This window comes from Mesorhizobium sp. WSM4312, assembly GCF_002294875.1.
Taxonomy (GTDB): Bacteria; Pseudomonadota; Alphaproteobacteria; order Rhizobiales; family Rhizobiaceae; genus Mesorhizobium.
Genome location: NZ_NSFU01000014.1, coordinates 1 through 24,214, shown reverse-complemented (window position 1 = coordinate 24,214; position 24,214 = coordinate 1). Strand labels below are relative to the sequence as shown.

25 protein-coding genes and 1 pseudogene are annotated in these 24,214 nt (G+C 63.9%); 13 read left to right on the top strand and 13 right to left on the bottom strand.

Annotation, left to right across the window (positions count from 1 at the left end; all coding sequences use genetic code 11):
* Positions 1–175 precede the first annotated feature (175 nt).
* Positions 176–3,022, top strand: coding sequence for an autotransporter outer membrane beta-barrel domain-containing protein (locus CK228_RS23305; RefSeq protein WP_095789391.1), 2,847 nt, complete (start codon positions 176–178; stop codon positions 3,020–3,022).
* A gap of 36 nt (positions 3,023–3,058) precedes the next feature.
* Here the strand turns inward: CK228_RS23305 and CK228_RS23300 are convergent, their stop codons facing one another.
* Together CK228_RS23300 and CK228_RS36345 are read right to left on the bottom strand one after the other, a co-directional pair.
* Entirely contained in the window at positions 3,059–3,682 is a 624-nt protein-coding gene (locus CK228_RS23300; protein WP_095771502.1) for a LysE family translocator, read from the bottom strand.
* A 156-nt stretch (positions 3,683–3,838) separates the two neighbouring features.
* Positions 3,839–3,961: a hypothetical protein gene (locus CK228_RS36345; RefSeq protein WP_095771501.1), complete on the bottom strand. Its 123-nt coding sequence runs from the start codon at positions 3,959–3,961 to the stop codon at positions 3,839–3,841.
* A 229-nt stretch (positions 3,962–4,190) separates the two neighbouring features.
* Between CK228_RS36345 and CK228_RS23290 the strand changes: the two genes are divergently transcribed.
* The 4 genes from CK228_RS23290 (at position 4,191) to CK228_RS23275 (ending at position 8,750) form a co-directional block, all read left to right on the top strand.
* Positions 4,191–4,958: a L,D-transpeptidase gene (locus tag CK228_RS23290; protein ID WP_095789390.1), complete on the top strand. Its 768-nt coding sequence runs from the start codon at positions 4,191–4,193 to the stop codon at positions 4,956–4,958.
* 165 nt (positions 4,959–5,123) lie between these two features.
* Positions 5,124–6,290, top strand: a complete 1,167-nt coding sequence (locus CK228_RS23285; protein ID WP_095789389.1) for a diphosphate--fructose-6-phosphate 1-phosphotransferase — start codon at positions 5,124–5,126, stop codon at positions 6,288–6,290.
* Positions 6,290–7,006 carry an MBL fold metallo-hydrolase gene (locus tag CK228_RS23280; RefSeq protein WP_095789388.1) on the top strand — a complete coding sequence of 239 codons (717 nt, stop codon included), beginning with the start codon at positions 6,290–6,292 and terminating at the stop codon, positions 7,004–7,006. The genes CK228_RS23285 and CK228_RS23280 overlap by 1 nt, the downstream gene beginning before the upstream one ends.
* A gap of 199 nt (positions 7,007–7,205) precedes the next feature.
* The gene (locus CK228_RS23275; RefSeq protein WP_095789387.1) at positions 7,206–8,750 is read left to right on the top strand and encodes a DegQ family serine endoprotease; all 1,545 of its coding nucleotides are present in this window, start codon (positions 7,206–7,208) and stop codon (positions 8,748–8,750) included.
* A 75-nt stretch (positions 8,751–8,825) separates the two neighbouring features.
* On the opposite strand, the gene coaA is transcribed toward CK228_RS23275, so the two are convergent.
* Genes coaA through hisB form a run of 8 tightly spaced genes read right to left on the bottom strand, consistent with a single transcriptional unit; the run spans position 8,826 to position 14,300 of the window.
* Positions 8,826–9,785, bottom strand: a complete 960-nt coding sequence (gene coaA, locus CK228_RS23270; protein ID WP_095771496.1) for a type I pantothenate kinase — start codon at positions 9,783–9,785, stop codon at positions 8,826–8,828.
* Between the two features lie 24 nt (positions 9,786–9,809).
* Positions 9,810–10,133 (bottom strand): phosphoribosyl-ATP diphosphatase, encoded by a 324-nt coding sequence (locus CK228_RS23265; RefSeq protein WP_095771495.1) that lies wholly within the window; start codon positions 10,131–10,133, stop codon positions 9,810–9,812.
* A gap of 35 nt (positions 10,134–10,168) precedes the next feature.
* Positions 10,169–10,963 carry an imidazole glycerol phosphate synthase subunit HisF gene (gene hisF, locus CK228_RS23260; protein ID WP_179296026.1) on the bottom strand — a complete coding sequence of 265 codons (795 nt, stop codon included), beginning with the start codon at positions 10,961–10,963 and terminating at the stop codon, positions 10,169–10,171.
* Positions 10,960–11,796 carry an arginase family protein gene (locus tag CK228_RS23255; RefSeq protein ID WP_095789386.1) on the bottom strand — a complete coding sequence of 279 codons (837 nt, stop codon included), beginning with the start codon at positions 11,794–11,796 and terminating at the stop codon, positions 10,960–10,962. The genes hisF and CK228_RS23255 overlap by 4 nt, the downstream gene beginning before the upstream one ends.
* Positions 11,793–12,542: a 1-(5-phosphoribosyl)-5-[(5-phosphoribosylamino)methylideneamino]imidazole-4-carboxamide isomerase gene (gene hisA, locus CK228_RS23250; RefSeq protein WP_095789385.1), complete on the bottom strand. Its 750-nt coding sequence runs from the start codon at positions 12,540–12,542 to the stop codon at positions 11,793–11,795. Before hisA ends, CK228_RS23255 begins: the two co-directional genes overlap by 4 nt.
* A 26-nt stretch (positions 12,543–12,568) precedes the next feature.
* Positions 12,569–13,219, bottom strand: coding sequence for an imidazole glycerol phosphate synthase subunit HisH (gene hisH, locus CK228_RS23245; protein WP_095789384.1), 651 nt, complete (start codon positions 13,217–13,219; stop codon positions 12,569–12,571).
* A gap of 1 nt (position 13,220) precedes the next feature.
* The gene (locus CK228_RS23240; protein ID WP_095789383.1) at positions 13,221–13,697 is read right to left on the bottom strand and encodes a DUF2628 domain-containing protein; all 477 of its coding nucleotides are present in this window, start codon (positions 13,695–13,697) and stop codon (positions 13,221–13,223) included.
* 3 nt (positions 13,698–13,700) lie between these two features.
* Complete coding sequence (hisB, locus tag CK228_RS23235) at positions 13,701–14,300, bottom strand: imidazoleglycerol-phosphate dehydratase HisB (protein WP_095789382.1); 600 nt, start codon at positions 14,298–14,300, stop codon at positions 13,701–13,703.
* A gap of 237 nt (positions 14,301–14,537) precedes the next feature.
* On the opposite strand from hisB, the gene hslV reads away from it, so the two are divergent.
* The 6 genes from hslV (at position 14,538) to CK228_RS23205 (ending at position 19,856) form a co-directional block, all read left to right on the top strand.
* On the top strand, positions 14,538–15,089 hold the full coding sequence (gene hslV, locus CK228_RS23230) for an ATP-dependent protease subunit HslV (protein WP_095771488.1): 552 nt from the start codon (positions 14,538–14,540) through the stop codon (positions 15,087–15,089).
* Positions 15,079–15,594, top strand: a complete 516-nt coding sequence (locus CK228_RS23225) for a GNAT family N-acetyltransferase (RefSeq protein WP_095789381.1) — start codon at positions 15,079–15,081, stop codon at positions 15,592–15,594. Before hslV ends, CK228_RS23225 begins: the two co-directional genes overlap by 11 nt.
* Positions 15,591–16,751 (top strand): hypothetical protein, encoded by a 1,161-nt coding sequence (locus CK228_RS23220; protein WP_179296021.1) that lies wholly within the window; start codon positions 15,591–15,593, stop codon positions 16,749–16,751. The genes CK228_RS23225 and CK228_RS23220 overlap by 4 nt, the downstream gene beginning before the upstream one ends.
* Before the next feature lie 49 nt (positions 16,752–16,800).
* Positions 16,801–17,400 (top strand): DUF2585 domain-containing protein, encoded by a 600-nt coding sequence (locus CK228_RS23215; protein ID WP_095771486.1) that lies wholly within the window; start codon positions 16,801–16,803, stop codon positions 17,398–17,400.
* Between the two features lie 4 nt (positions 17,401–17,404).
* Positions 17,405–18,715, top strand: coding sequence for an ATP-dependent protease ATPase subunit HslU (hslU, locus tag CK228_RS23210; RefSeq protein ID WP_095771485.1), 1,311 nt, complete (start codon positions 17,405–17,407; stop codon positions 18,713–18,715).
* A gap of 214 nt (positions 18,716–18,929) precedes the next feature.
* Positions 18,930–19,856 carry a DUF1402 family protein gene (locus tag CK228_RS23205; RefSeq protein WP_245438101.1) on the top strand — a complete coding sequence of 309 codons (927 nt, stop codon included), beginning with the start codon at positions 18,930–18,932 and terminating at the stop codon, positions 19,854–19,856.
* Between the two features lie 6 nt (positions 19,857–19,862).
* Here CK228_RS23205 and CK228_RS23200 read toward each other — a convergent pair whose 3' ends face one another.
* Genes CK228_RS23200 through CK228_RS23190 form a run of 3 tightly spaced genes read right to left on the bottom strand, consistent with a single transcriptional unit; the run spans position 19,863 to position 22,537 of the window.
* Positions 19,863–21,101: an FAD-dependent oxidoreductase gene (locus CK228_RS23200; RefSeq protein ID WP_179296020.1), complete on the bottom strand. Its 1,239-nt coding sequence runs from the start codon at positions 21,099–21,101 to the stop codon at positions 19,863–19,865.
* A complete protein-coding gene (locus tag CK228_RS23195) occupies positions 21,098–21,412 on the bottom strand; it encodes a MocE family 2Fe-2S type ferredoxin (protein WP_095771483.1) in 315 nt (104 codons plus the stop codon). Before CK228_RS23195 ends, CK228_RS23200 begins: the two co-directional genes overlap by 4 nt.
* 33 nt (positions 21,413–21,445) lie before the next feature.
* Positions 21,446–22,537, bottom strand: coding sequence for a fatty acid desaturase family protein (locus CK228_RS23190; protein WP_095789481.1), 1,092 nt, complete (start codon positions 22,535–22,537; stop codon positions 21,446–21,448).
* A gap of 166 nt (positions 22,538–22,703) precedes the next feature.
* Between CK228_RS23190 and CK228_RS23185 the strand changes: the two genes are divergently transcribed.
* Together CK228_RS23185 and CK228_RS23180 are read left to right on the top strand one after the other, a co-directional pair.
* Positions 22,704–23,735, top strand: coding sequence for a LacI family DNA-binding transcriptional regulator (locus CK228_RS23185; RefSeq protein WP_095789480.1), 1,032 nt, complete (start codon positions 22,704–22,706; stop codon positions 23,733–23,735).
* A gap of 295 nt (positions 23,736–24,030) precedes the next feature.
* Positions 24,031–24,214: pseudogene (locus CK228_RS23180) on the top strand (rhizopine-binding protein); the annotation flags it as partial.

Below are 24,214 nucleotides of genomic sequence, written 5' to 3'. Positions count from 1 at the left end.
ATCTTAAATCATGGGCCACGGACGTGCCAATCCATGCACTGCACAAGGTTCATGCCAGCTGCCTTTGCAGTTCATCAACCATCGAATGCAGATTAGGCTTTGTAAAAGCGAACGAATTGTGGCTTCATTGCGGCGCGGCGAAGGGCTTGTAATCGCGATCTGAGAGGGGGACGCGATGCAGCATTTTGAAATACAGCGTCCGAACGGCCGTTCGGAAAACGTCGATGAGTCGAATTCTTTGTCGTGGCGAAAGCCGCAGCAAATCCATCCATGGTTTATTAGCTTATTTGCAACTACAGCACTTGTGTTGCTGCAGAATTCCGCGGCCCTGGCGGCCTGCATTCTGGTTCCGTCGGCCGGAAACACCACCTTCACCTGCGACAGCGGCGATTCCGGCGGCAGCCTTACCGATACCAGCGGCAACAACACGCTGACCTTTCCCGCAGGCGGCACCGGGCAGGTGAGCGGCAACGTCATCTTCGGCGCCGGTATGGATCGCATCGACATGCAGTCCGGCACCATCACCGGCACGGTCGACCAGGGCGACGGCACCGATTTCTTCACCATCGGCGGCGGCACCGTCGCCGGCAATGTCCAGCAGGGCGCCGGCATCGACGATTTCAACATGAGCGGCGGCCAGATCGGATCGCTCAACCAGGGCGACGGGCTGGACACATTCACCATGACAGGCGGGCGCATCGTCGATTTCTTCGACGATGGCGACAACGCCGTGATGACCGGCGGCCGCATCGGTCGGGTCAACATGAAGCTCGACAAGAACTATTTCAACATGTCCGGCGGCACCATCGACCGCAACCTCGTCACCGGCTTCGACCAGGACACCGTCATCCTGTCGGGCGGCACGATCGGCGGCAACATCAGCGTCAGCGGCGGCAATGACAGCGTGACGATATCAGGCGGTACGGTCGGCGGCGATGTACTGATGAGCTTTGGCTCCGACAGTTTCGTCTGGAATGGCGGCGGCATCATCTATGGCGCCGTCGATCTCGGCGCCGACAACGATACCGCCAAGCTCAGCAACCTCACCAACGCCAATCTCGGCGGCACGGATGCCTTGAATGGCGGCCTCGGTACCGATGCGCTGACCTTCGACAACGTCAAGCTGGAGGGGATCAGCCGGGTCCAGAACTGGGAAAGCATCAGCGCCACCGACGACACACAGCTGATGCTCGACGGCAATCTCAAGCTCGGCGACAGTGGCACCGGCACGGGCTCGCTCAGCGTCGATGCTTCGAGCACGCTCTATGGCGGCGGCTTCAACTCGACGATCCAGGCCTTCACGGCAGGCCAGTTGGCGGAAGTGACCAATGCCGGGCGCATCGACCTGACCAACGGCGCCACGGGCGCAACCGACCGGCTGACGATTTCGGGCAATTATGTCGGCGCCGGCGGCGTGCTGCTTGTCCAGACCGAACTCGGCGACGATTCTTCCGCGTCCGACAGGCTGGTGCTTTCGGGCGGCACGGCTTCCGGCTCGACCGGCATTTCCGTGCTCAACGCCGGCGGCGCGGGTGCCGCGACCACCCAGGACGGCATCATGCTCGTCCAGGCGGTCAACGGCGCCACTTCGGGCGCCTCGACCTTCGCGCTTGACGGGCCGGTCGCCGCCGGCGCCTTCGAATACTATCTTTTCAAGGGGGGCGTCAGCGCCGGCAGCGAGGAGAACTGGTATCTGCGCTCGACGCTGATAACACCGACGACGCCGGCCGCGGCGCCACCGACGGTCGAGCCCCCTCCGCCGGTGGAACCGGTGCCGCCGGCGGCCGAGCCGCCACCGCCGCCGCCCTCCGAACTGCCGCCGACCCCGCCGCCGAGCGAGGGCGACATCAACAATCCGCCGGTCGACCCGACACCGCCCGTGCAGGCCAGCGACCCGCAACCCGAACCACCGCCGCCACCACCACCGGCGCCTCCGGCGGATCCGCCACCACCACCGCCGGTGGTGCCGACCGAAGCGCCGGCGCTTCCAGTGCCGACACTGCCTGGCCCGCCGCCTGTCCAGCCGGCGCCGCCGACACCCGGAGCGACGGCGGTGCAGGCAGCCGTGATCCCGCTCTACCGCATCGAGGTGCCGGTCTATTCGGCCTTGCCGCCGGTGGCCGAACACCTGGCGATGACGACGCTCGGCACCTTCCACGAGCGGCGGGGTGAGCAAAGACTGCTGTCTAACCCCGAGCTATCGCCGGTCTGGGGCCGCATCTATGGCCAGGACGCCAAGATGGGCTGGTCGGGAACGGTGTCGCCCTCCTTCGACGGCACGCTGTACGGCCTCCAGGCGGGCTTCGACGTGTTCGGCCGCGACACCGCCTCGGGCGGAATCGATCGCGCCGGCCTGTTCGTCGCCTATGCCAGCATGAAGGGCGATTTGCGCGGCCAGGCGCTGGGATGGAACGATCTGTCCGTCGGCAGCCTCGACGTCACCGGCACCAGCATCGGCGGTTACTGGACCCGGATCGGCCAAAGCGGCTGGTACCTTGACGGCGTCCTCATGGCCACCTTCTTCGGCGGCGACGCGACATCGTCGCGCGACATCGGCATCGATGTCGGCGGAACAGGCGTCACCGCTTCCCTGGAAGGCGGCTACCCAATCGCGCTGGCGCAGGGCTGGACGCTTGAGCCGCAGGCGCAACTGGTCTGGCAGCATCTGTCGCTCGACGACACCAACGACCGCTTCTCGTCGGTTTCCTTCGATACCGACGACAGCGTCAGCGGCCGGCTGGGTGCGCGGCTGCAGGGCGAGACCACCATCAACGGCGTGGCGCTGCAGCCCTACCTCAAAGCCAACATCTGGCACGATTTCGGCGGCACCAGCCATGTCAATTTCGACACCACCGACATCTCGACCGAGGGCCGGTCGACCTCCTTCGAGTTCGGCGGCGGCGTGGTCGCTGAGGTGACCGACAAGGTCAGCCTCTTTGCCACCGGCGACTACACGACCAATCTGGGCGGCGACAAGCGCCGCATCCTCGAGGGCAATGTGGGTATCAGCGTCAAATGGTGAGGCCCTCGGGGCCTCACCTGCGTCCCCGTCGGGACATCAATTACCCGAACGCATCGCCACCGTGGCGATGCCGGCGCCGACCAGCAGCGTGCCGCCGGTGCGGTTGAAGATGCGGATCGCCTTGGGATTGCGCACGACGTTTCGGGCGCGGGCCGCAATCAGCGCATAGCCGAAGGCATTGGCGAAGGCGAGCGCCAGGAAAGTCGTCTCGAAGATCAGCATCTGCGTCCAGAAATCGGCGTGCCGGTCGAGGAACTGCGGCAGGAAGGCGACGAAGAAAGTGATGCTTTTCGGGTTGAGCGCGGTGACCAGCCAGGCATGCGCCATCATCTTGGCCGAAGACACCGCGTCGGTGCGCGGCTCGGCTTTCAGCGCGCCGCCGGCGCGGAACAGTTTCACGCCGAGATAGATCAGATAGCCGGCGCCGATCAGCTTCAGCATGGTGAAGACGGTTGCCGAAGCGGCGAGCAGCGCGCCGATGCCGAGCATCGACAAGGTCATGGCGGTGAAATCGCCGAGCGCCACGCCAACCGCCATCGGCAAAGCGGTGCGCCAGCCCTGGCCCAGCGCATAGGACACGACCAGCAGGATGGTCGGACCCGGAATGATGAGCAGGATGGTCGACGCGGCGGCGAAAGCGGCCCAGTTCTCGAAGGACATGTCTGTCTCCCTTGGGTTAAGGAGAAGGATAAATCCTCAGCCTAGGGGCAATGTAAAGAGGCCTGATTTTTGTTTTTACGAACATTCGGGCGGAAGACCGCCACGCACTTTCCCTGGAATTGCCGTGCTATCAATTGCGCCAAAGGCAGGTCGGCGTCAGTTCGCGCCGCCCAGCGTGCTCACGATATCGGCCAGGCTGACATCGGCACCGAGAACCAAGGCGGCCGCGACAATGGCAGCGGCAACAAGCGTGATGTCGGTTTTTAGCGTCTTGCACATGCAGGCCCCTCGCTGACCGCCTGATGCGTAGGAAAGGCCGGCGCCGGGATTATGACCCGACCTCGGTCGGAACGCCCGATTGCCAGTTCATTCGGGACGGCCCGATGCCGCCATGCCAGGCGCAAATGCAGGCAGAGCAAGGCATTCACGCTTTATCAACCATGAATGAGGAAAATGCCCGCTATCCGGCCGGACCGTGCTTCCCGCCGACAGCGTAGGGTTTGGGTATATGCGTGAGTTGCCGCAAGGTCCGACGCCGCCACGAAACGGCGACGCAATCGAAACCGATCGTCATCTTTCCCGCCGCGCCCTCCTGTCCGGGGCAGGCGCGCTCGCGCTGCTCGGTGCGGCCGGCTGCTCGACTTCCGGCGGTGGCATGCCGGCGCTCGAACTCGACAATACGGTCACCGGTTCCGTACCGCCGATGCGGCCGGCAATCAGCGTCGACAGGAACATCACCAGCCCCGACCTGATGTACGCCTCTTTGACGGACAATGGTTTCAACGTGCCTGAAGTGCCTTATCTCAAGGTCAAGCCGGAATTCCGCCGCCAGATTGTCGTCGACACGACCGGCGAGGCGCCCGGAACCATCGTCGTCCATCTCAAGGAGCGCATGCTCTATCTCGTCCAGCCGGGCGGCGACGCCATCCGCTACGGCGTCGGCATCGGCAAGGACGGCTTCCGCTGGTCCGGCCGCGCCAACATCCAGTATGGCCGGGAATGGCCGACGTGGACGCCGCCGCCGGAGATGATCCAGCGCAAGCCCGAACTGGTGAAGTGGCAGGGCGGCCAGCCCGGCGGCCTCACCAATCCGCTCGGCGCGCGCGCGCTCTACATCTACCAGGACGGCAGGGACACCGGCTACCGCATCCACGGCTCGCCCGAATGGTGGAGCATCGGCCAGGCAATGTCGTCGGGCTGCGTGCGCCTGATCAACCAGGACATCATCGACCTCTACAGCCGCGTTTCGAAGAAAAACCCGGTCGTCGTCATCTGATTGTTTGGGCGGCCTACGCTGCCGCTTCCATCTTCCTGTTCGAGCATGAACTTTTGCCGAAAACCCGTTTCCACTTTTCGGGATCATGCTCGCGACTCTCCCGTTGCGTGATGCGGCAAGACAGGCCAAGGTGCCTTGAAAACCATCGCTCGGGAGACGTCAGGAATGGCCGGAACTTTTGTCATCGCGCAAGGCGGCGGCCCGACCGCCGTCATCAATCAGACGGTGGTCGGCGCCACGCTGGAGATCCGCAAGCGGCATCCGGGCGCCAAGGTCCTGGGCTCCATCCATGGCGTGCGCGGCATTCGCGACGGCAATTATGTCGACCTTTCGGCCATCCCCGAGGATCGGCTGCGGCTGATCGCCGGAACGCCAAGCGCGGCACTCGGCTCGACGCGCGACAAACCGGATGCGGCCTATTGCGACGTCATCCTCAACGGCCTGAAGAAGGCCGGCGCCGACGCCTTCATCTATATCGGCGGCAACGACACGTCGGGCACACAGCAGATCCTGACCGACGCCGCCGGCGGCTCGATCGCTTTCGTCCATGCGCCGAAGACCATCGACAATGATCTGGAGGAGAACGACCATACGCCGGGATTCATCTCGGCGGCCGAGTTCGTTGCCGGCGCCTTCCTCTCGGTCGATCTCGATTTCCGCGCGTTGCCCGGCATCTATGTCGGCATCGTCATGGGCCGGCATGCCGGTTTTCTCACCGCAGCGGCGGCCGCCTGGCAGCTCGATCCCGACAGCGGCCCGCATCTGGTGTACGTGCCGGAGCGGCCATTCTCGGCCGCGGGCTTCATCGATGATGTGCGCGCCACGCTCGACCGCCACAAGCGCTGCATCGTCGCCGTGTCGGAAGGGGTGAGCACCGCCGACGGCAAGGCGCTGGTCGAAAGCCTGGTACCGCCGGACAAGCTCGAGCGCGACGCGCATGGCAACGTCAAATTGTCGGGCAGTGACCTGCCGGCAGCCCTCGAGCGCGCATTGGCCGAAGGCCTGCCGGGCAAGCGGGCCCGCGTCGACGCGCTCGGCTATATGCCGCGCGGCTACGTCGGCGCCATCAGCGCCGTCGACGCACAAGAGGCGTTCGATGCCGGCGCCTTCGCCGTGTCCGTCGCCGAACAGGGCGGCGGCTCCGTGGCGCTGCAATATGACGGCGCAAAGACCGTTCTGAAGAAGGTGCCGCTGAAGAACGTCGCCGGCAAGACCCGTCACATGCCTGACGATTTCATGAAGCCCGACGTCAACCAGTTGTCCGAGGCCGGCATGGCCTATCTCAAGCGGCTGGTGCCGGAAAAGTACAAGGTCGGGAAGCCTTTCGTTTAATGGAGTGGTTCAGCAAGAGCATTGTCGACGACAGGACGACGATGCTGACCGAGCCGTTCGTGCATGACTACGTGCGCGCCAACATCTGGCATCTGCGAGGCCGCGACGCCGACCTCCTGGTCGACACCGGCATGGGTATCTGCCCGCTGGCGCCGCAGATCGAGACGCCGCAGGGCAAGCCGCTGCTGGTCGTCGCCACCCACATCCATCTCGACCATGTCGGCTCGCTGCATGAATTTCCGTGGCGGGCCGGGCCGAGGATGAGCGCCGCGCAGTTCGAGAGCATGGATGAGGCGGCGACCTATGCCTACATGTTCCATGATCTCGAAGGCGCCGTGTCGAAATTGCCGGCGCCAGGCTGGAAGGCCGCCGACTACAAGATCCCCTCGGCACCGCTGACGCGGACGCTTGACGAGGGCGACGTGGTCGATCTCGGCGACCGGCAATTCCGCGTGCTGCACCTGCCCGGGCATTCGCCGGATTCGATCGCGCTTTTCGACGAGGCCGACGGACTGTTCTTCAGCGGCGATGCCATCTACGACGACACGCTGATCGACTCGCTGCCGGATTCCGATCGGGCCGCCTATGCCAGCACCATGCAGCGCCTACTCGACCTGCCGATCCGCATCGGCCATGGCGGCCACGGACCGAGCTTCGACGGCAAGCGTATGCGCGAGATTGCGACCGACTATCTGCATCGGCATGACAATCCGTAAGCGCTCCCTGAATTAAATCTTCGTAAGGTCGGCCAAAAACCCTAATTCGGGCCGATCGGCACCCTAGATACCTCGGTGTCGATCCGGCCGACCGCCATGTACGGCGAGACAGGCAAGCCCGGCCGTCGACACGCCGACGGGCGCTTCTCCCAAGAGCCACCCGCGGCGCCGGATCAACCCTCGCCCGGACAGAACGACCATGTCACCTCTTGGTATTCTTCGCAGACATCGCGTCGCCGCCCTGCTGGGCGCTGCGCTGATTATCTCCCCTGTCGTCGTCTCGTTTGCCCAAAGCGGCGGCAACGCCGGCCTGAGCAACGCCGTTGCGACGACTCAGACCCCAATCGTGGGGATCAAGGCGCCGAACGGCTCGTTCGCGCCGGTCGTGGCCACCACCAAGCCGGCCGTAGTGACGGTCACAACGGTCATGAAGGCACAGGCTGAAACCATGGGCGAAACCTCGCCTTTCGACGGCGGTTCGCCTTTCGACGACTATTTCCGCCAGTTCTTCGGCAATCAGGGCGCCCCAATGCCCAAGACGCCGCCGCAGCAGGCACCGCGCCAGGAAGCCCTCGGTTCCGGCTTCATCGTCGGCACAGACGGCACCATCGTCACCAACAATCACGTCGTCGACGGCGCCTCTTCGATCAAGGTGACGCTCGACGACGGCACCGAACTTCCCGCCAAGCTTGTCGGCCGCGACGCCAAGAACGACCTTGCGGTGCTCAAGATCAAGGCCGACAAGCCGCTGCCGACCGTCAAATGGGGCGATTCCGACAAGCTGATGACCGGCGACCAGGTGCTGGCGATCGGCAACCCGTTCGGCATCGGCACCACGGTGACCGCCGGCATCGTTTCGGCACGCGGCCGTGACCTGCACAGCGGGCCGTTCGACGATTTCATCCAGATCGACGCGCCGATCAACCATGGCAATTCCGGTGGCCCGCTTGTGGATGTGAACGGCAACGTCGTCGGCATCAACACGGCGATCTATTCGCCCAATGGCGGCAGCGTCGGCGTCGGCTTCGCCATTCCGTCCGACCAGGCCCAGAAGGTGGTCGCCAAGCTGATGAAGGGCGGCAACATCGAATACGGCTATCTCGGCGTCGAGATCCAGCCGGTGACCCCGGACGTGGCTGCCGCCGTAGGGCTCGATCATGCAGGCGGCGCACTGGTCTCGCAGGTCAATGACGGCTCGCCGGCGGCCAAGGCCGGCATCGAAACCGGCGACGTCATCACCGGCTTCGCCGGCCAGGACGTGAAAGACCCCAAGGACCTGTCGCGGGCCGTCGCGGACGTCTCGCCGGGCGCCAAGGAAACGCTTGATGTCTGGCGCAAGGGCAAGGCCATGCAGATTTCCGTCAACGTCGGGCAAAACAGCGACGATGTGAAGACGGCATCGGCCGGTGACTCCGGCGCGCCGAACGCCGAGCAGGGCGCGCGCGCACCCGCGATCGGCCTCGGCCTGCTGGACATCACGCCCGACATTCGCCAGCAGCTGAACCTCGCCGACGACGAGCGCGGCGCGGTGGTCGCCAGCGTCAATCCCGACAAGGCGGCGGCCGCCGCCGGCGTCCAACCCGGCGATATCATCGTCGCCGTCAACCAGGCTCCGGTAAAGAGTGCCAGGCAGGTCACGCAGGCGATCGCGCAGGCGAGCAAATCGGGCCGCAAGTCGGTGCTGCTTTTGGTCGAACGCGACGGCAGCCAGATCTATGTCGCGGTGCCGTTCGCCAATGGCTGAGCCGCGATGCGGATGAAATGAATGCCGTGTGGCGGGGTTGTCGGTGACAGGCCCGCCACATTTCCTGGAACTGCTTTAAAGTTTGCGCAGCGCCACTTCCTCGACCAGATGGTCGGCGCCCTTGCGCAGGATGAGGTCGGCGCGGGCGCGGGTCGGCAGGATGTTCTCGCGCAAATTCTTCAGATTGATGTTGGACCACAGGCCTTCGGCGATGGCGCGCGCCGCTTCCTCCGAAAGCTGCGAGTAGCGGTGGAAGAAGGAGTCCGGATTGCGGAAGGCGGTCTCGCGCAGCCGCATGAAGCGCGAGATGTACCATTCGTGGATCAGCTTCTCGTCGGCATCGATATAGATGGCGAAGTCGAAAAAGTCGGACAGGAAGGGCACGATCTTGCCGTCCTGCGGCAACTTGCCCGGCTGCAGGACATTGATGCCTTCGAAGATCAGAATGTCGGGCCGGTCGATGGTGACGAACTCGCCGGGAATGACGTCATAGGTGAGGTGGGAATAGACCGGCGCGCGGACATCCGGCAGCGCCGACTTGATGCCCGAGAGGAAACGCAGCAGCGCGCCGACGTCGTAACTGTCGGGAAAGCCCTTGCGTTCCATCAGGTTCTCGCGGCGCAGCACCTCATTGGGCAGCAGGAAACCGTCGGTGGTGATGAGATCGACCTTGGGGCTCGACGGCCAGCGCGCCAGAAGCTCCTTCAGCACGCGTGCGGTGGTCGATTTGCCGACGGCGACGGAGCCCGCGATGCCGATGATGAACGGCGTCTTGACGATGTCGACGGCGTTGAAGAAGGCCTGGCGCTGCCGGAACAAGAGCTGGCTCGCCTCGACATGGGCGGACAGAAGCCGCGACAACGACAGATAGATGCGCTTGACCTCCTCAAGGTCGACCGGATCGTTGAGCGAACGCAGGCGGCGGAACTCGTCCTCGCTCAGCGTCAGTGGCGTGTCGGCGCGGAATTGCGACCATTGCTCGGCCGAGAAGAAGCGAAAGGGGGAATATTTCTCGGTTGGCGCGAGCTGATCCATCGAGATTCCTGCCCTCCCTCGCGGTCAGCCCTTGGGCCGTGACGCCTTCTCGGCGATGCCCGAACGCCCGGTGCGGCTTTCAAGCTCCTTGAGCACGTCGCTCAGCGGAACACCCGAGAGGCCGAGGACGACGAGCCAATGATATATAAGATCGGCACTTTCGGAAACGAGCCCCTGTCTGTCGCCCTTGACGGCGGCAATCACCGTCTCGACCGCCTCCTCGCCGAGTTTCTGGGCGGCCTTGTCGATACCGCGCGCGAACAGTTTCGCTGTCCAGGAATCCGGGTCGCCGGAATGGGCGCGGTCCCTGATGGTTGTCTCCAGATCGGAGAACGAAAATTCAGCCATGGCGCCTGGGGCCCTTTTCTTAGCCGGAACAGCCTCTAGGGCCGATCGCCCGAGGAGTCCAGCCGCATCGGCAGCCCCGCGGCGGCCATATGCGCCTTGGCCTGGGCGATCGTGTAGGTGCCGAAATGGAAGATCGAGGCCGCCAGCACCGCGCCGGCATGGCCGTCGCGAATGCCTTCGACCAGGTGATCCAGCGTGCCAACGCCGCCCGAAGCGATGACCGGCGCGCGCACCGCATCAGCGATCGCACGTGTCAGCGCGATGTCGTAGCCGGCCTTGGTGCCGTCGCGGTCCATCGAGGTCAACAGGATCTCGCCGGCGCCTCGATCGACCATTTGACGCGCGAATTCGACCGCGTCGATGCCGGTCTTCTCGCGCCCGCCATGGGTGAAGATCTCCCAGCGGTCGGCCTCGCCGATACCGGACACTTTCTTGGCGTCGATGGCGACAACGATGCACTGGTTGCCGAACTTGTCGGCGGCTTCGGCGACGAAATCCGGGTTCTTCACCGCCGCCGTATTGATCGACACCTTGTCGGCGCCGGCCAGAAGCAGCTTCCTGATGTCGGCGACCTGGCGCACGCCGCCGCCGACAGTCAGCGGCATGAAGCACTGCTCGGCGGTGCGGGCGATGACATCGAAGATGGTTTCACGGTTGTCGGACGAGGCGGTGATGTCGAGAAAGCAGAGCTCGTCGGCACCGGCGGCGTCATAGGCCTTGGCCGCCTCGACCGGATCGCCGGCATCGATGAGGTCGACGAAGTTGACGCCCTTGACAACGCGGCCGTCCTTGACGTCGAGACATGGGATGACACGGGCTTTCAGCATCAGCGGCCCTCTATAGTGGCGATGAGATCGTTGAGCAGCTCGCCGACCAGCGGCGGGACGTCGCCCTGCGCGTCGAAGGCCGGATCGTAGGCGGAAATAGTGATGCCGACGACCGGAACGGCAAGGGCCATGGCGCAGGCAGCGTCGCGCAATTGTTCCGGGCTTGGCCCGCCTGAAATTGCGTAGCGGTTGGCCTGCAGCTCCTTGGGGTCGTGCACGTCGAGGTCGAGATGCATGTGCACGCTTTTGGCGCCTGCGGCCTTCAGCTTCGCGGTTGCCGGCCCCACGCCTGGACATTCGGTGCGGACCACCGGCAAGGTCTTGAGGAGCTCTTCCTCGGCCGGATCGAGATCGCGGGCGTTGAGAAGCACGCAGCGCGAGGGATCGATCGGCTTGAAGCCTGGAATGGCCGCTGCCATCGGGCGCCAGCACAGGCCAAGCACGGTCGCCAGCGCCATGCCGTCGAGAAAGCCGTAGACGGAGGTCTCGGGCGTGTTGAGGTCGCCATGCTGGTCGGCCCAGATGATCGCATCGGCGCCCGCACCGGCGATCGCACCGGCCGATGTCAGGCAATTTCCGGCGAGCACGATGGGGAACCGTCCCCTGTCGATGGCAATGCGCACCTCGCCCGAGACGGCATTGCAGACGGCGAAACCGGTGGCGATCTCGCGTTCCTGGTCGTCACCGACCCTGCCGATATCCGCGACCGCGACCTCGTGGCCGGCAATGGTCAGGGCGTCGACCAGGCCGCCTGCGATCAGCGCGTCCGGGCCCTGGCCCATGCCGCCATGATAGTGGCCGCTGTCATAGGAGGCCAGGATGAGGGTGATTTTCACGATTTCGCCTCCGCCGCGGGCCGGCCCTGCAGGATCGCCAGCGCCTCGGCCGGATCGATGCGGCCGTCATAGAGCGCGCGGCCGGAAATTGCGCCTTCGAGCTTCCGTGCATCGGGCATCGTCATGCGCACGATGTCGGCGATCGAGGCGAGGCCGCCCGAAGCGATGACCGGGATCGACACGGCCTCGGCGAGGTCGATGGTGGCGTCCCAGTTGATGCCGGTCAGCACGCCGTCGCGATCGATGTCGGTGTAGATGATGGCGGCCACACCGGCGCCCTCGAATTTCCTCGCCAGTTCGACGACGCCGAGGCTCGACGCCTCGGCCCAGCCCTCGACGGCCACCTTGCCGCCCTTCGCGTCGATGCCGACGGCGACCTTGCCCGGGAAAGCCTTGCAGGCCTGCCTGACCAGGTCGGGATCGCGCACCGCCACCGTGCCGAGGATGACGCGGGCCAGCCCCCGGTCGAGCCAGTCCTCGATCTGGGCCAGCGTGCGGATGCCGCCGCCGAGCTGCACCGGGTTCTTCGTCGCCTTGAGGATGGCGCCGACCGCCGCGCTGTTGACGCTCTGGCCCTTGAAGGCGCCGTTGAGGTCGACGACGTGCAGCCATTGGAAACCCTGGTCCTCGAAGGCTTTTGCCTGGGCGGCGGGATCATCGTTGTAGATGGTGGCGGTCGCCATATCGCCGTGCTTCAGGCGCACGCATTGGCCGTCCTTGAGGTCGATGGCAGGAAACAGGATCATGATTCAAGCGCCTTCTTGCTCATGCTCTAGGGCCTCCAGCGCAGGAAATTGGTGATCAGCGCCAGGCCGAGCGCCTGGCTCTTCTCGGGATGGAACTGCGTGCCAACGAGATTGTCGCGGGCGACGGTCGCCGTCACCGGACCACCATAGTCGGCGACGGCCACAACCTCGTCCGGCTTTTTCGCGTCGAGATGGTAGGAATGGACGAAATAGGCGTGCAGCCCGGCTGGCCCGGTCGGGATGCCGGTAAACAGCGGGTGCTGGCGCCTGAGCTCGATCGTGTTCCAGCCGATCTGCGGGATTTTCAGCGCGGGATCAGTGGGCGTGATCTCCTTGACGTCGCCCGATATCCAGCCGAAGCCATGGGTGACGGTCTTTTCCAGGCCGCGCTCAGACATCAGCTGCATGCCGACGCAGATGCCGAGGAAGGGCCGGCCCTTGGCGATCGCGACGTCCTCGACCGCCTCCCACATGCCGTCGACGGCACGCAGGCCGGCCGCGCAGTCGGCATAGGCGCCGACGCCGGGCAGGACGATGCGGTCGGCGCTGCGCACCCGGTCGGCATCGGCCGTCAGGTCGATCTCGGCCGATATGCCGGCTTCGCGCGCGGCACGCTCGAAGGCCTTGGTGGCCGAGCGCAGATTGCCCGAGCCGTAGTCGATGATTGCTACCCGCATGTCAGTGCCGTCCCGGTATGTGGGTCAGGCCCAGCGCCATGCCCGGCTGCGCCGGGCGCGCCAGGGCGGCATCGGGGACGATGCGCGGCGGCGGCGTGATTTCCTCAGCGTGCCCCTCGACCTCCAGCGCATAGCGGATGTCGGCATCGTCGAGCCGGCCGGCCTGAACCACGCCCCATTCATGCCAGCCGCGCCGGCGAAGGGCCGCGACGCGCAACCCCTGCCCTTCCAGGCCGACATAGAACGAAACCAGGAGCGACAGCAGCGAACTTGCCAATCCAAGGCCAAGGTTTTCCCCTGCCATCGAAAGCAGGCCCATGACGACGAAGGCAAGTCCGGCCTCGATCCACAGCCGGTGCCAGGCGAGCCATAGCGGCGGTACCAGCAGGCCGAGCCACGTGAAGCCGTCGCGGATCAAGGCCGTTGCATCGACCTTCTCGCTGCGGCCGGGCGGTTGCATCACAACATAGGTGGCCATGGCCTATCCCTTCAACGATCCCTTGGTGGAGGGAACCGCGTCCGGCTGGCGCGGGTCGGGCTCGAGTGCGGCACGCAGCGCACGCGCCACCGCCTTGAAGCAGGTCTCGGCGATGTGGTGGTTGTTGGCGCCGTAATGGTTGGTGACATGCAGCGTGATGCCGGCATTCTGGGCCAGCGCCTGGAAGAATTCCCGCACCAGCTCGGTGTCGAAGGTGCCGATCTTGGGCGACGAGAAAGATACGTTCCAGACCAGGAACGGCCGGCCGGACACGTCGATCGCCGCGCGCGTCAGCGTCTCGTCCATGGCAAGGTCGATCGAGGCATAGCGCATGATGCCGCGCCGCTCGCCCAGTGCCTTGGTCAAGGCCTGGCCGAGCGCGATGCCGGTGTCCTCGACCGTGTGGTGGTCGTCTATGTGCAGGTCGCCCTTGGCCCTCACCGTCATGTCGATCAGCGAATGGCGCGAAAGCTGGTCGAGCATATGGTCGAAGAAGCCGACGCCCGTGGCGATATCGGATTTGCCCGAACCGTCGACATGGACCGACGCCGAGATGTCGGTTTCCTTGGTCTTGCGGCTGGCTTCGGCGGAACGGGGCGCCATGACCTTGTCCTTGTCTCAGGGTTTCAAAGCTCCGCGGACGAGCTTCGAACATTCACCGGCTTGAAAACGAAAGCCTTCTATCAGCATGATCCGGCGATTGCCAGTTGCCTCGGACAGAGGTATCGGCCTTGCCGGAGGGGCGATTTGCAATCATTGGTCCCATGCATACATATGGCCGATAAAATCACTCGTACCGCGCCAATCGCCTTTTGGGATCGCGCGAATCGGAGCCAATAAATGTCTGATAATCTGACCATGCACGCCACGACCATCGTGACGGTGCGCAAGGGCAACAAGGTGGTGATCGCCGGCGACGGCCAGGTCAGCCTTGGCCAGACCATCATGAAGGGCAATGCCCGCAAGGTCCGCCGCATCGGCAAGGGGGGCAATGTGATCGCCGGTTTCGCCGGCGCTACCGCCGATGCCTTCACGCTGCTGGAACGGCTGGAAGCCAAGCTCGAACAATATCCCGACCAGCTGACGCGCGCCTGCGTCGAGCTCGCCAAGGACTGGCGCACCGACCGCTATCTGCGCCGGCTGGAGGCGATGATGCTGGTGGCCGACAAGTCGGTCTCGCTGGCGCTGACCGGCACCGGCGACGTGCTCGAACCCGAACATGGCGTCATGGCCATCGGTTCGGGCGGCAATTACGCGCTGGCCGCGGCGCGGGCGCTGATGGACTCCGACAAGGATGCCGAGGAGATCGCCCGCAAGGCGATGCAGATCGCCTCCGACATCTGCGTCTACACCAACAACAACTTCGTCGTCGAAACGCTCGATGCCGCTTGAGCAGGCCGTGCTCTACGATTTTCGGCCGGTGACGGAAAAAGACCTGCCGATGATCGCCGGCTGGCTTGCCGAACCGCATGTCGCGGAATGGTGGAACGACCCCGAGACGGAAATCGCCGAGATTCGCGATCATATCGACTCGATTTCCGTCGAACCGCTGATCGTCGAGTTCGACGGCCAGCCGATCGCCTATCTGCAGAGCTACGACCCGCATCTGGAAGACGACCATCCCTATGCCGACCAGCCGTTCGGCACGCTCGGCATCGATTTGTCGATCGGCCCGCCGGAACTGGTCGGCCTCGGCCACGGCTCGGCGATCGTGCGGCAATTCGTCGAGCAGCTGTTCGAGGAAGGCGTGCCGCGCGTCATCATCGACCCCGACCCGGGCAATGCTCGGGCCATCCGGGCCTATGAAAAGGCTGGCTTTGTTGCCTTTGACATCAGAACATCGGAGTTCGGCCCGGCGTTGATGATGGCGCGCGACGCGCCGCAGGAGCCCGATTGATCAGCGCCGAAACACTCGACAAAGCAGTCGCGAAAGGTTTGATCTCGCAGACCCTGCGGGATCAGTTGGAGGCCATGGAACGCGCGGGCGCTCTCGCCCCCGAGGCCGGGCGCGCCGATGACGAGGGTGACGAGGAAAACCTGCGGCTGGTCGGCGGCGGCAACGATCTGTTCGTCACCGTGGGAACCGTTCTGCTTAGCGCCGGCTTCTTCTTTGTCCTCACCACCTTGCTTCCAGGCCAGACATTCGGGATCGCTGGCATCCTCGCGGTTTTCGCCTGGGGGCTCGCCGAAATTGTCACGCGTCAGCACCGGATGAAATTATCGTCGTCCGTGCTTGCCCTGATTTTCATGGCCGCCATGCTGGTCGCTCTGGCGCTACGAGTGGAGGCCAGCTTCGGCATACGCAAGCCGGAGACGATCTGGCAGCTATTGGCGTTGCGCCAGACGGCGTCCCGGGCCGGATATCTGTTCCTGGGCGGAGGAATAATTGCGGCGGCGATCTATTTCTGGCGCTTTCGCGTCCCCATCATTGCCGGGGCTATCGCCATCGCCTTCACACTGCTTGCCTTCCTGCAAACGGCGATAATCCTGTATGACAGTGTGACAACGGGCGCGATTGCGCCGCCACGCCTTGAGGATGTTCCCGAACTGCTCCGCGCGGCACTCTACATGCCGCTGGTCTGCGGCCTGATCGTGTTCGCGACGGGTGTGGCTTTTGACATTTACGACAGGGATCGACGCAAGATCTGGTCCGATTGCGCCTTCTGGCTGCATGTCGTCTCGGCGCCTATGCTGGTGCATCCGCTCTTTATCATGGCAACCGGGCAGAACGTCGTATTCGGACATATCGCGCCGGACGCCAATGCAACCATCATGCTGGCGGTCCTGATCCTCGGCTTCCTCTATGTCGCGCTCGCCATAGACCGCCGTTCGCTTCTGGTTCCTACATTGGCTTACTTCGGCTCGCTGGGTATCTATTATCTGGTGAATTCAGCCTCCGATTCGACGGGTATCCCGCCTTTTGCCTTGATCCTGGTCGTTGTCGGCGCGCTGATTATTCTTTTCGGGGCTGGCTGGCAGCGTATCCGGCGGATTGTCGTCAAACCCACTTTGCCGGCGGCCGTGATCCGCCGGCTACCGCCGCTGAAGGCGTGACGGGCTTTGTGATGGTCGAGACGGCGACGCGGAAGAGGGGCAATAGGGCATGATCGCATCCGTCGGGGACAAAGAGCTCTCGGCCTACGAAAACAGCTGGCGGATGGGGTTGCTGATCGTTGCCGGCCTGATCATCGTCCAGGCCGTGACGCTCTATTTGATGGGCCACCCGCCGATCTGCACCTGCGGCTATGTCAAACTGTGGCACGGCGTGGTGAACAGCTCCGAGAATTCCCAGCACATTTCCGACTGGTACACTTTCTCGCACATCATCCACGGCTTCCTGTTCTATGCCCTGGCGAGGTTCCTCTTTCCGCGTTCGCCGATCGGCTTGCGGCTGGCCTTCGCCGTCCTCATCGAGGGCGGCTGGGAATTGCTGGAGAACAGCCCGTTCATCATCGACCGCTACCGCGCCGGCACCATCTCGCTCGACTATTATGGCGACAGCATCATCAATTCGGTGTCCGACACACTGGCCATGGTGCTGGGATTTGTGATGGCGCGAAGGCTACCTATATGGGTGATCGTCAGCCTCGCCATCCTCTTCGAACTGGGTACCGGCTATCTTATCCGGGACAATCTGACACTCAACGTGATCATGCTGCTGCATCCGTTCGAGGCCATCAAGCAGTGGCAAAGTGGAATTTAGTGATATGAGCACATTCTCCCCCCGCGAAATCGTTTCGGAACTCGACCGCTTCATCATCGGCCAGAAGGACGCCAAACGCGCCGTGGCCATCGCCTTGCGCAACCGCTGGCGCCGCCAGCAGCTGGAAGGCCAGATGCGCGAAGAGGTGATGCCGAAGAACATCCTGATGATCGGCCCGACCGGCGTCGGCAAGACCGAGATCTCGCGCCGCCTGGCGCGCCTTGCCGGCGCGCCCTTCGTCAAGGTCGAGGCGACCAAGTTCACCGAGGTCGGCTATGTCGGCCGTGACGTCGAGCAGATCATCCGTGACCTCGTCGAGATCGCCATCGGGCTCGTCCGCGAAAAGATGCGCGAGGACGTCAAGGCGCGCGCCCACATCAATGCCGAGGAACGCGTTCTGGAAGCGCTGGTCGGCAAGACCGCCAGCCCGGCGACGCGCGACTCTTTCCGCAAGAAGCTGCGCGACGGCGAACTGGACGACAAGGAAATCGAGATCGAAGTGGCCGACACCGGCAATGGCGGCATGCCCGGCTTCGAGATTCCCGGCATGCCTGGCGCCAATATCGGCGTGCTGAACATCAACGACATGCTGTCGAAGGCGATGGGCGGCAAGAAGACCAAGCTGCGCAAGACGACGGTAAAGGAGTCCTACGATCTCCTGGTCAGCGACGAGTCCGACAAGCTGCTCGACCAGGACGAGGTGGTGCGCCGGGCGCTCGATGCCGCGGAAAACGACGGGATCGTCTTCCTCGACGAAATCGACAAGATCGCCGCCAGGTCCGACATTTCCGGCGGCCCTTCGCGCGAAGGCGTGCAGCGCGACCTGCTGCCGCTGGTCGAGGGCACCACGGTGGCGACCAAATACGGGCCGTTGAAGACGGATCACATCCTGTTCATCGCCTCGGGCGCGTTCCACGTCTCGAAGCCATCCGACCTGTTGCCGGAATTGCAGGGCCGCCTGCCGATTCGCGTAGAACTGCGGGCCTTGGAGAAGCAAGATTTCGTCCGCATCCTGACCGAGACGGAAGCGAGCCTGATCAAGCAATATATCGCGCTGATGAAGACCGAGGGTGTCGACCTGACCTTCACCGACGACGCCATCGATTCGCTGGCCGGCATTGCCGTCGACCTCAATGACAGCGTCGAGAACATCGGCGCCCGGCGGCTGCAGACGGTGATGGAGCGGGTGCTGGACGAAATTTCGTATGACGCGCCAGACCGCAACGGCACGTCGGTCACGATCGACGCCGCCTATGTGGAAAAGCATGTCGGCGACCTGTCGCGAAACACAGATTTGTCGCGATTCATCCTTTAAAGCACGGCACCGGTTGATCCGGCGCCGGTTCAGGCAGCCGGCAGAACAATCATGTGTGGCCAGATGGTACCATCTGGCCACCTTTCGACTTGCCGGGTGAAGGGGCTCTCGACTCGACCCAGAGCACTACCCTAGTTTGCGCGGCAATACCTTTAGGCGGCGGCGCATGAAAAAATTCATCCCAATCATTCTCAGGCCAGTCATTCTCGGCTTGATGCTGGCGGCGACGCTGTTCGCCGCCGATGCGGCGACATTGGTGCCGCCTGGAAACCGCAATGCCGAGCAGCCCGACATTCCCGGCGCCTCGAGCCGGCGCACGCAGGCGACCAACACCACCTTCCAGGCGAAATACCGCAAGGTCTATGCCTTGCTGCAGAACGACCCCGAGCTGCGCGGCAAGATCAAGAAGGCCGCGGCCGCCTATGGCATCGATCCGATGCACATCGTAGGCGCCATCGTCGGCGAACACACCTACAATGTCGACGCCTATGACCGGCTGCAGACCTATTACGTCAAGGCGATCTCCTATCTCTCCAGCAAGCTGTCCTTCGCCTATGACGGCGAGGACATCACCGATTTCGTGCAGCGACCGGAATTCAAGAAATGCGCAGGGATGTCCGACAGCTACGACCTCTGGGAATGCCGCGAGCAGGTGTGGAACCATGCGTTTCGCGGCAAGAACGTCGGCGGCGAGGACTTTCCCGACGACCGATTCGGCGCCACCTTCTTCCAGCCCTATTATGCCGGCCAGACTTTTGGGCTCGGCCAGCTCAACCCGCTGACCGCACTGCAGATGAGCGATCTCGTGCACAAGGTGTCGGGCCTGCCGAAGCTCGATGTCGGCGATCCCAATTCGGTCTACAAGACCATCATGGATCCGGACCTGACGCTGCCTTATGTCGCCGCGACGATCAGGAAATCGATCGATGCCTATAAGAGCATTGCCGGCTTCGACATTTCGGGCAATCCGGGTCTGACCGCGACACTCTACAATGTCGGCAATCCGGAGCAGCGCGCCGAAGCGCTGAAAGCGGAAAACGGCAGGCGTCGCGCCGCAGGCGAGCCGGAAAAACTGCCTGAGGAGAATTATTACGGCTGGCTGGTCAACGACAAGCTGCCGGAACTGAAGGCGCTGTTCTAGATCGTTTCACGCCGCCAGCAGCGACTTCAGCTTGACGGCCTGTGATCCCAGTGCTTCCGGTGCCGGGCTGGCGCGCTTGCCGATCAGCATTTCGGCCAGCCGGATGTCGCGGGCGACCGCATTGCCTGGGCCGATGCCGCTGGCCGCCACGAGCCTGCCGTCCTCATCCAGATGGAACAGGATGAAGGCGCCTTCACCGAGATCGCGTCGCACTGTGCCGCTGCCTTCGTCCGAAAGCCCCGCGATCTGCAAGGTGAGACCATACTGATCCGACCAGAACCAAGGCACGGCCGCATGCGCCTCGCCGGCGCCGAGCATATTCCTTGCCGCCAGCGCACCTTGCTCCTGCGCATTGCGCCAGGCTTCGAGCCGCACACGGCGGCCGCCGTAGACTGCAAGCGGGAACGAACAGCAGTCGCCGGCAGCGAAGATGTCGGGATCACTGCTGCGCAGCTCGGCATCGACCGCAATGCCGTTGTCGATGGTCAGGCCGGCTTCGGCTGCGAGCCCGGTCACCGGCACTGCGCCGATGCCGATAATGACGAGGTCGGCTGATATTTCGCGCCCGCCGGCGAGCGTCACGCGCACCTCCTTGCCGTCGTCGGCGATGGAGGCGATGCCATCGCCGCACAGTATGTCGACGCCTTCGGCGATGTGCGCCTGATGGATGATTTCGGCGATCTCGGCCGGCACGCCGCGCATCAGGATGCGCGGCTGCGCCTCGATGACGGTGACCGCAGCGCCGAGCTTGCGGGCCGCCGCGGCGAGTTCGAGGCCAATGAAGCCGCCGCCGACAATGGTGATACGGTTGCCGGCGCTGAGATGGGCGCGAATGGCCAGCGCATCGGCGAAGGTTCTGAGATACACGCAGCGCGCGCCAAGGCCCGGCATCGGCAGTTTGCGCGGGGCCGAGCCGGTGGCCAGCAGGAGCTTGTCGTATGGCAGTACCGAACCGTTGGACAGGCGCACCCTATGCGCCACACGATCGATCGCCACGGCCTGGACGGAATGGGTATGCCGGATCGACTTCTCGGCCAGCACCGCGTCGCTGGCGATCGCCTTGATTTCGGGCGCATCGCTGGCCATCGCCTCCTTGGACAGAGGCGGGCGCTCGTAGGGCAGATGCGGTTCGTCGCCGACCAGCGTCACCGGCCCCTCATAACCGAGATCGCGCAGCGTGAGAGCTGCCCGCCCGCCGCATTCGCCGGCGCCGATGATGACCATTCCCCGCGCCATCCCCATCATCCGACCTGAACGAGGACTTTGCCGGCGTCGACCTTGACCGGATAGGTTTTCAGGTTGACGCAGACCGGGGCGCCCCTGGCCGCGCCGGTCTTGTAGTTGAAGCGGCCATTGTGCTTGGGGCATTCGATGATGTCGTCCATCACCAGACCGTCGGCGAGGTGTACCTTCTCATGCGTGCAAAGCCCGTCCGTGGCGAAATATTCGTCGTCTGGGCTGCGATAGATGGCGAAGGTGCGCCCGCCATGATCGAAGCGCATCACATCCTCTTCATCGATGTCGTCGGCAGCACAGGCCTCGACCCAGTCGCTCATTCGGTCCTCCCCGTAAAAATGGATTCGCCGCGATCATTCCGCTGCGGCGGCGACGGCATCGCTGTGGAATTCCTCGCGGTACGGCCGGGCGGTCGGCGGCAGTTCACGCTTGAGGAAATAGTCCTCGTTGCGCAACTGGCGCAGGAAGACCGGGATCATCTCGCGGTAGCCGGCCAGGATCGACGGTGTCGGCGCCGGCAGATCGTGCTTGATCAGTTCGTGCAGCTTCGGCAGCGCATGGTAGGGCACCATCGGGAACATGTGATGCTCGACATGATAGTTCATGTTCCAGTAGATGAAGCGGCTGATCGGGTTCATGTAGACGGTACGGCTGTTCAGCCGGTGATCGATGACATTGTCGGCCAGGCCGCCATGCTGCAGCAGACCGACCATGACGTGATGCCAGGCGCCATAGAGCCTGGGCAGGCCGACCAGCATCAAAGGCAGGAACGAGCCGGAATAGAGCGCCAAGCCGATGGTTGCGGCATAGATCGCCGTCCAGATGCGGGCGATGCGGATCGCCTTGCCCTGTTCCTGCTCGGGAATGAAGGTCTTTTCGGCGGCGCTGATGTTGCCGGCGGCGTTGCGCAGCATGTCCGACATCGCATGCCAGGCGTCGAGGACACCGACAAAGCCGAGGAGCGCGCGCACCAGGTCCGGCGGCCGCATGACCGAGATTTCGGGGTCGCGGCCGACGATGATGGTGTCGGTGTGGTGGCGCGTGTGGCTCCAGCGCCAGGTCACCGGATTGCGCATGATCATGAAGCAGGCGATCTGATAGATCGCATCATTCATCCACTGCGTCCGGAACGCCGTGCCGTGCCCGCATTCGTGCCAGCGGGAATCCGTCGATGAACCGTAGAGGACGCCATAGACGAAGAAGAACGGCACGCACCACCAACTGCCCCAGAACCAGGCGCCGCCGGCGCCGCTGGCGATGAGCGCGGCGAGCCAGATCGCGGTGTCGCGGATCGCCGGCCCGTCGGAGCGCTGCATCAGCTCCTTCATCTGCTTGCGGGGCACGTCGGTGTGATACCACTCGGCCGCCGACAGGCCGTTTTCCACGGCGAGTTTGGCGTCGCGGCCGATCAGGCTGTAGTCCCGCCGGGACGGCGCAGTGGTCATGATTGCCTCCTCGGCAAGGCACTCGTCCAAGCGAATGCCGGTTGCCCATATGCCTTCCAGCCTGAAAATACCGTTTGCTCGTGATAGACTCAATCTCACAAAGATAGTTTCTATCATTTCCTATCAGAATGATGTATCAATGCTCGGCAGTGGAACGAGGACGATCATGGCGAAACGGCCGACTATATCCGATCTGGCGCGCATCTCCGGCGTCAGCGTCGCCACGGTGGACCGCGTACTCAACAATCGCCTGCCGGTGCGCGAGGAGACCGCGCGGCGCGTCTATGAGACCGCGACCGAGATCGGCTACCATGCGGCCGGCCTGATCAAGCAGCGGATGCGCCATGAACTGCCGGAGTACCGGCTCGGCTTCCTGCTTTTGCGAGGCAACGATGTCTTCTACGGCGATTTCGCAGCGGAGCTCGAACTGGCGGTGTCGCAGTCGCAGAGGTTCCGCGGCGCCGCAACCATCGACTTCGCCAGTTCCCTGGTCCCCGACGAGATCGCCGCCCAGATGCGCAAGCTGGCGGCGAAATCGAGGGCCATCGCCGTTGTCGGCCCGGACCACCCGACCCTGACGGCGGCCGTCGAGGCGTTGAAGGCGCGGGGACAACCGGTCTTCTCGCTGCTGTCCGACTTTGCCGCCGGTATCCGCGAGGGCTATGTCGGCCTCGACAACCGCAAGGTCGGTCGTACCGCGGCCTGGATGATCGCCAAAGCAGCGCGGCAGCCCGGCAAAGTCGCCCTCTTCGTCGGCAGCCATCGCTTCCATGGCCACGAATTGCGCGAGATCGGCTTCCGCTCTTTCTTTCGCGAGCATGCACCCGACTTCAGCGTGCTGGAAACGCTGGTCAACCTGGAAGCGAACCAGGTAACCCATGATGCGATGATCGATCTTCTGGCGCGCTATCCGGATCTTGTCGGCTGCTACGTCGCGGGCGGCGGCATGGAAGGCGCGGTCTCGGCGCTGCGGGCAGCAAGGCCCGTAAATATGCCGGTGGTGGTCTGCAACGAGATCAACGCCGAGTCGCGCGCGGCACTCGCCGACAACATCCTCACCATGGTGATCTCGACGCCGCTGGCCGCTCTGTGCCGCGAGTTGGTCGATCGGATGGTGCATGCCATCGAAACCGGCGCGGCCAACGCGCCTGGCCAGACCTTCCTGCCCTTCGACATCTATCTGCCGGAAAATATCTGAGCTTTCCCGGGCGGGAGCAACCGCCAGAATGATAGAATCCATCAGAGCGATCCGAAAATCCGGCGGCAGGCCGCGGAATCGCCCTTGACGTTCCGCTGGAATGGAATAAATATTTCACCCACTGTACATTTTGGTTCTTTCGTTCCGGAACGTCTGTTTCAGACAGAGGGTTGGGTTCCAGCCCAAGCAGGGAATGCCCACGGAGCGAAGCGATATCAGGGAGAGATTCCCCGGGGAGATCGGGGATTCCGGATAAATCGGTGCAACCGGACACCAAAAGTGGAGGAGAGATACAATGAAGAAACTGCTTTTGGGCGTCGCCTTCGCGGCGCTGATGAGTTCATCGGCTTTTGCCGCCAAGATCGGCGTATCGATGGCCAAGTTCGACGACAACTTCCTCACCGTGCTGCGCAACGGCATGATCGCGCAGGCCAAGGGCATGAGCGGCGTCGAACTGCAGGTCGAAGACGCACAGAACG

Excerpts from the sequence above, each read along its gene's own strand:
- CK228_RS23265 (WP_095771495.1), bottom strand. The coding sequence starts at position 10,133 with ATGGCTGAATTTTCGTTCTCCGATCTGGAGACAACCATCAGGGACCGC.
- CK228_RS23195 (WP_095771483.1), bottom strand. The coding sequence starts at position 21,412 with ATGAGCGACTGGGTCGAGGCCTGTGCTGCCGACGACATCGATGAAGAG.
- CK228_RS23280 (WP_095789388.1), top strand. The coding sequence starts at position 6,290 with ATGGAGTGGTTCAGCAAGAGCATTGTCGACGACAGGACGACGATGCTG.
- CK228_RS36345 (WP_095771501.1), bottom strand. The coding sequence starts at position 3,961 with ATGTGCAAGACGCTAAAAACCGACATCACGCTTGTTGCCGCTGCCATT.
- CK228_RS23190 (WP_095789481.1), bottom strand. The coding sequence starts at position 22,537 with ATGACCACTGCGCCGTCCCGGCGGGACTACAGCCTGATCGGCCGCGAC.
- hslV (WP_095771488.1), top strand. The coding sequence starts at position 14,538 with ATGTCTGATAATCTGACCATGCACGCCACGACCATCGTGACGGTGCGC.
- CK228_RS23205 (WP_245438101.1), top strand. The coding sequence starts at position 18,930 with ATGCTGGCGGCGACGCTGTTCGCCGCCGATGCGGCGACATTGGTGCCG.
- hisH (WP_095789384.1), bottom strand. The coding sequence starts at position 13,219 with ATGCGGGTAGCAATCATCGACTACGGCTCGGGCAATCTGCGCTCGGCC.
- CK228_RS23290 (WP_095789390.1), top strand. The coding sequence starts at position 4,191 with ATGCGTGAGTTGCCGCAAGGTCCGACGCCGCCACGAAACGGCGACGCA.
- CK228_RS23240 (WP_095789383.1), bottom strand. The coding sequence starts at position 13,697 with ATGGCCACCTATGTTGTGATGCAACCGCCCGGCCGCAGCGAGAAGGTC.
- hisA (WP_095789385.1), bottom strand. The coding sequence starts at position 12,542 with ATGATCCTGTTTCCTGCCATCGACCTCAAGGACGGCCAATGCGTGCGC.
- CK228_RS23305 (WP_095789391.1), top strand. The coding sequence starts at position 176 with ATGCAGCATTTTGAAATACAGCGTCCGAACGGCCGTTCGGAAAACGTC.
- CK228_RS23275 (WP_095789387.1), top strand. The coding sequence starts at position 7,206 with ATGTCACCTCTTGGTATTCTTCGCAGACATCGCGTCGCCGCCCTGCTG.
- CK228_RS23225 (WP_095789381.1), top strand. The coding sequence starts at position 15,079 with ATGCCGCTTGAGCAGGCCGTGCTCTACGATTTTCGGCCGGTGACGGAA.
- CK228_RS23200 (WP_179296020.1), bottom strand. The coding sequence starts at position 21,101 with ATGATGGGGATGGCGCGGGGAATGGTCATCATCGGCGCCGGCGAATGC.
- CK228_RS23185 (WP_095789480.1), top strand. The coding sequence starts at position 22,704 with ATGGCGAAACGGCCGACTATATCCGATCTGGCGCGCATCTCCGGCGTC.
- coaA (WP_095771496.1), bottom strand. The coding sequence starts at position 9,785 with ATGGATCAGCTCGCGCCAACCGAGAAATATTCCCCCTTTCGCTTCTTC.
- CK228_RS23285 (WP_095789389.1), top strand. The coding sequence starts at position 5,124 with ATGGCCGGAACTTTTGTCATCGCGCAAGGCGGCGGCCCGACCGCCGTC.
- hisB (WP_095789382.1), bottom strand. The coding sequence starts at position 14,300 with ATGGCGCCCCGTTCCGCCGAAGCCAGCCGCAAGACCAAGGAAACCGAC.
- hslU (WP_095771485.1), top strand. The coding sequence starts at position 17,405 with ATGAGCACATTCTCCCCCCGCGAAATCGTTTCGGAACTCGACCGCTTC.
- CK228_RS23215 (WP_095771486.1), top strand. The coding sequence starts at position 16,801 with ATGATCGCATCCGTCGGGGACAAAGAGCTCTCGGCCTACGAAAACAGC.
- CK228_RS23300 (WP_095771502.1), bottom strand. The coding sequence starts at position 3,682 with ATGTCCTTCGAGAACTGGGCCGCTTTCGCCGCCGCGTCGACCATCCTG.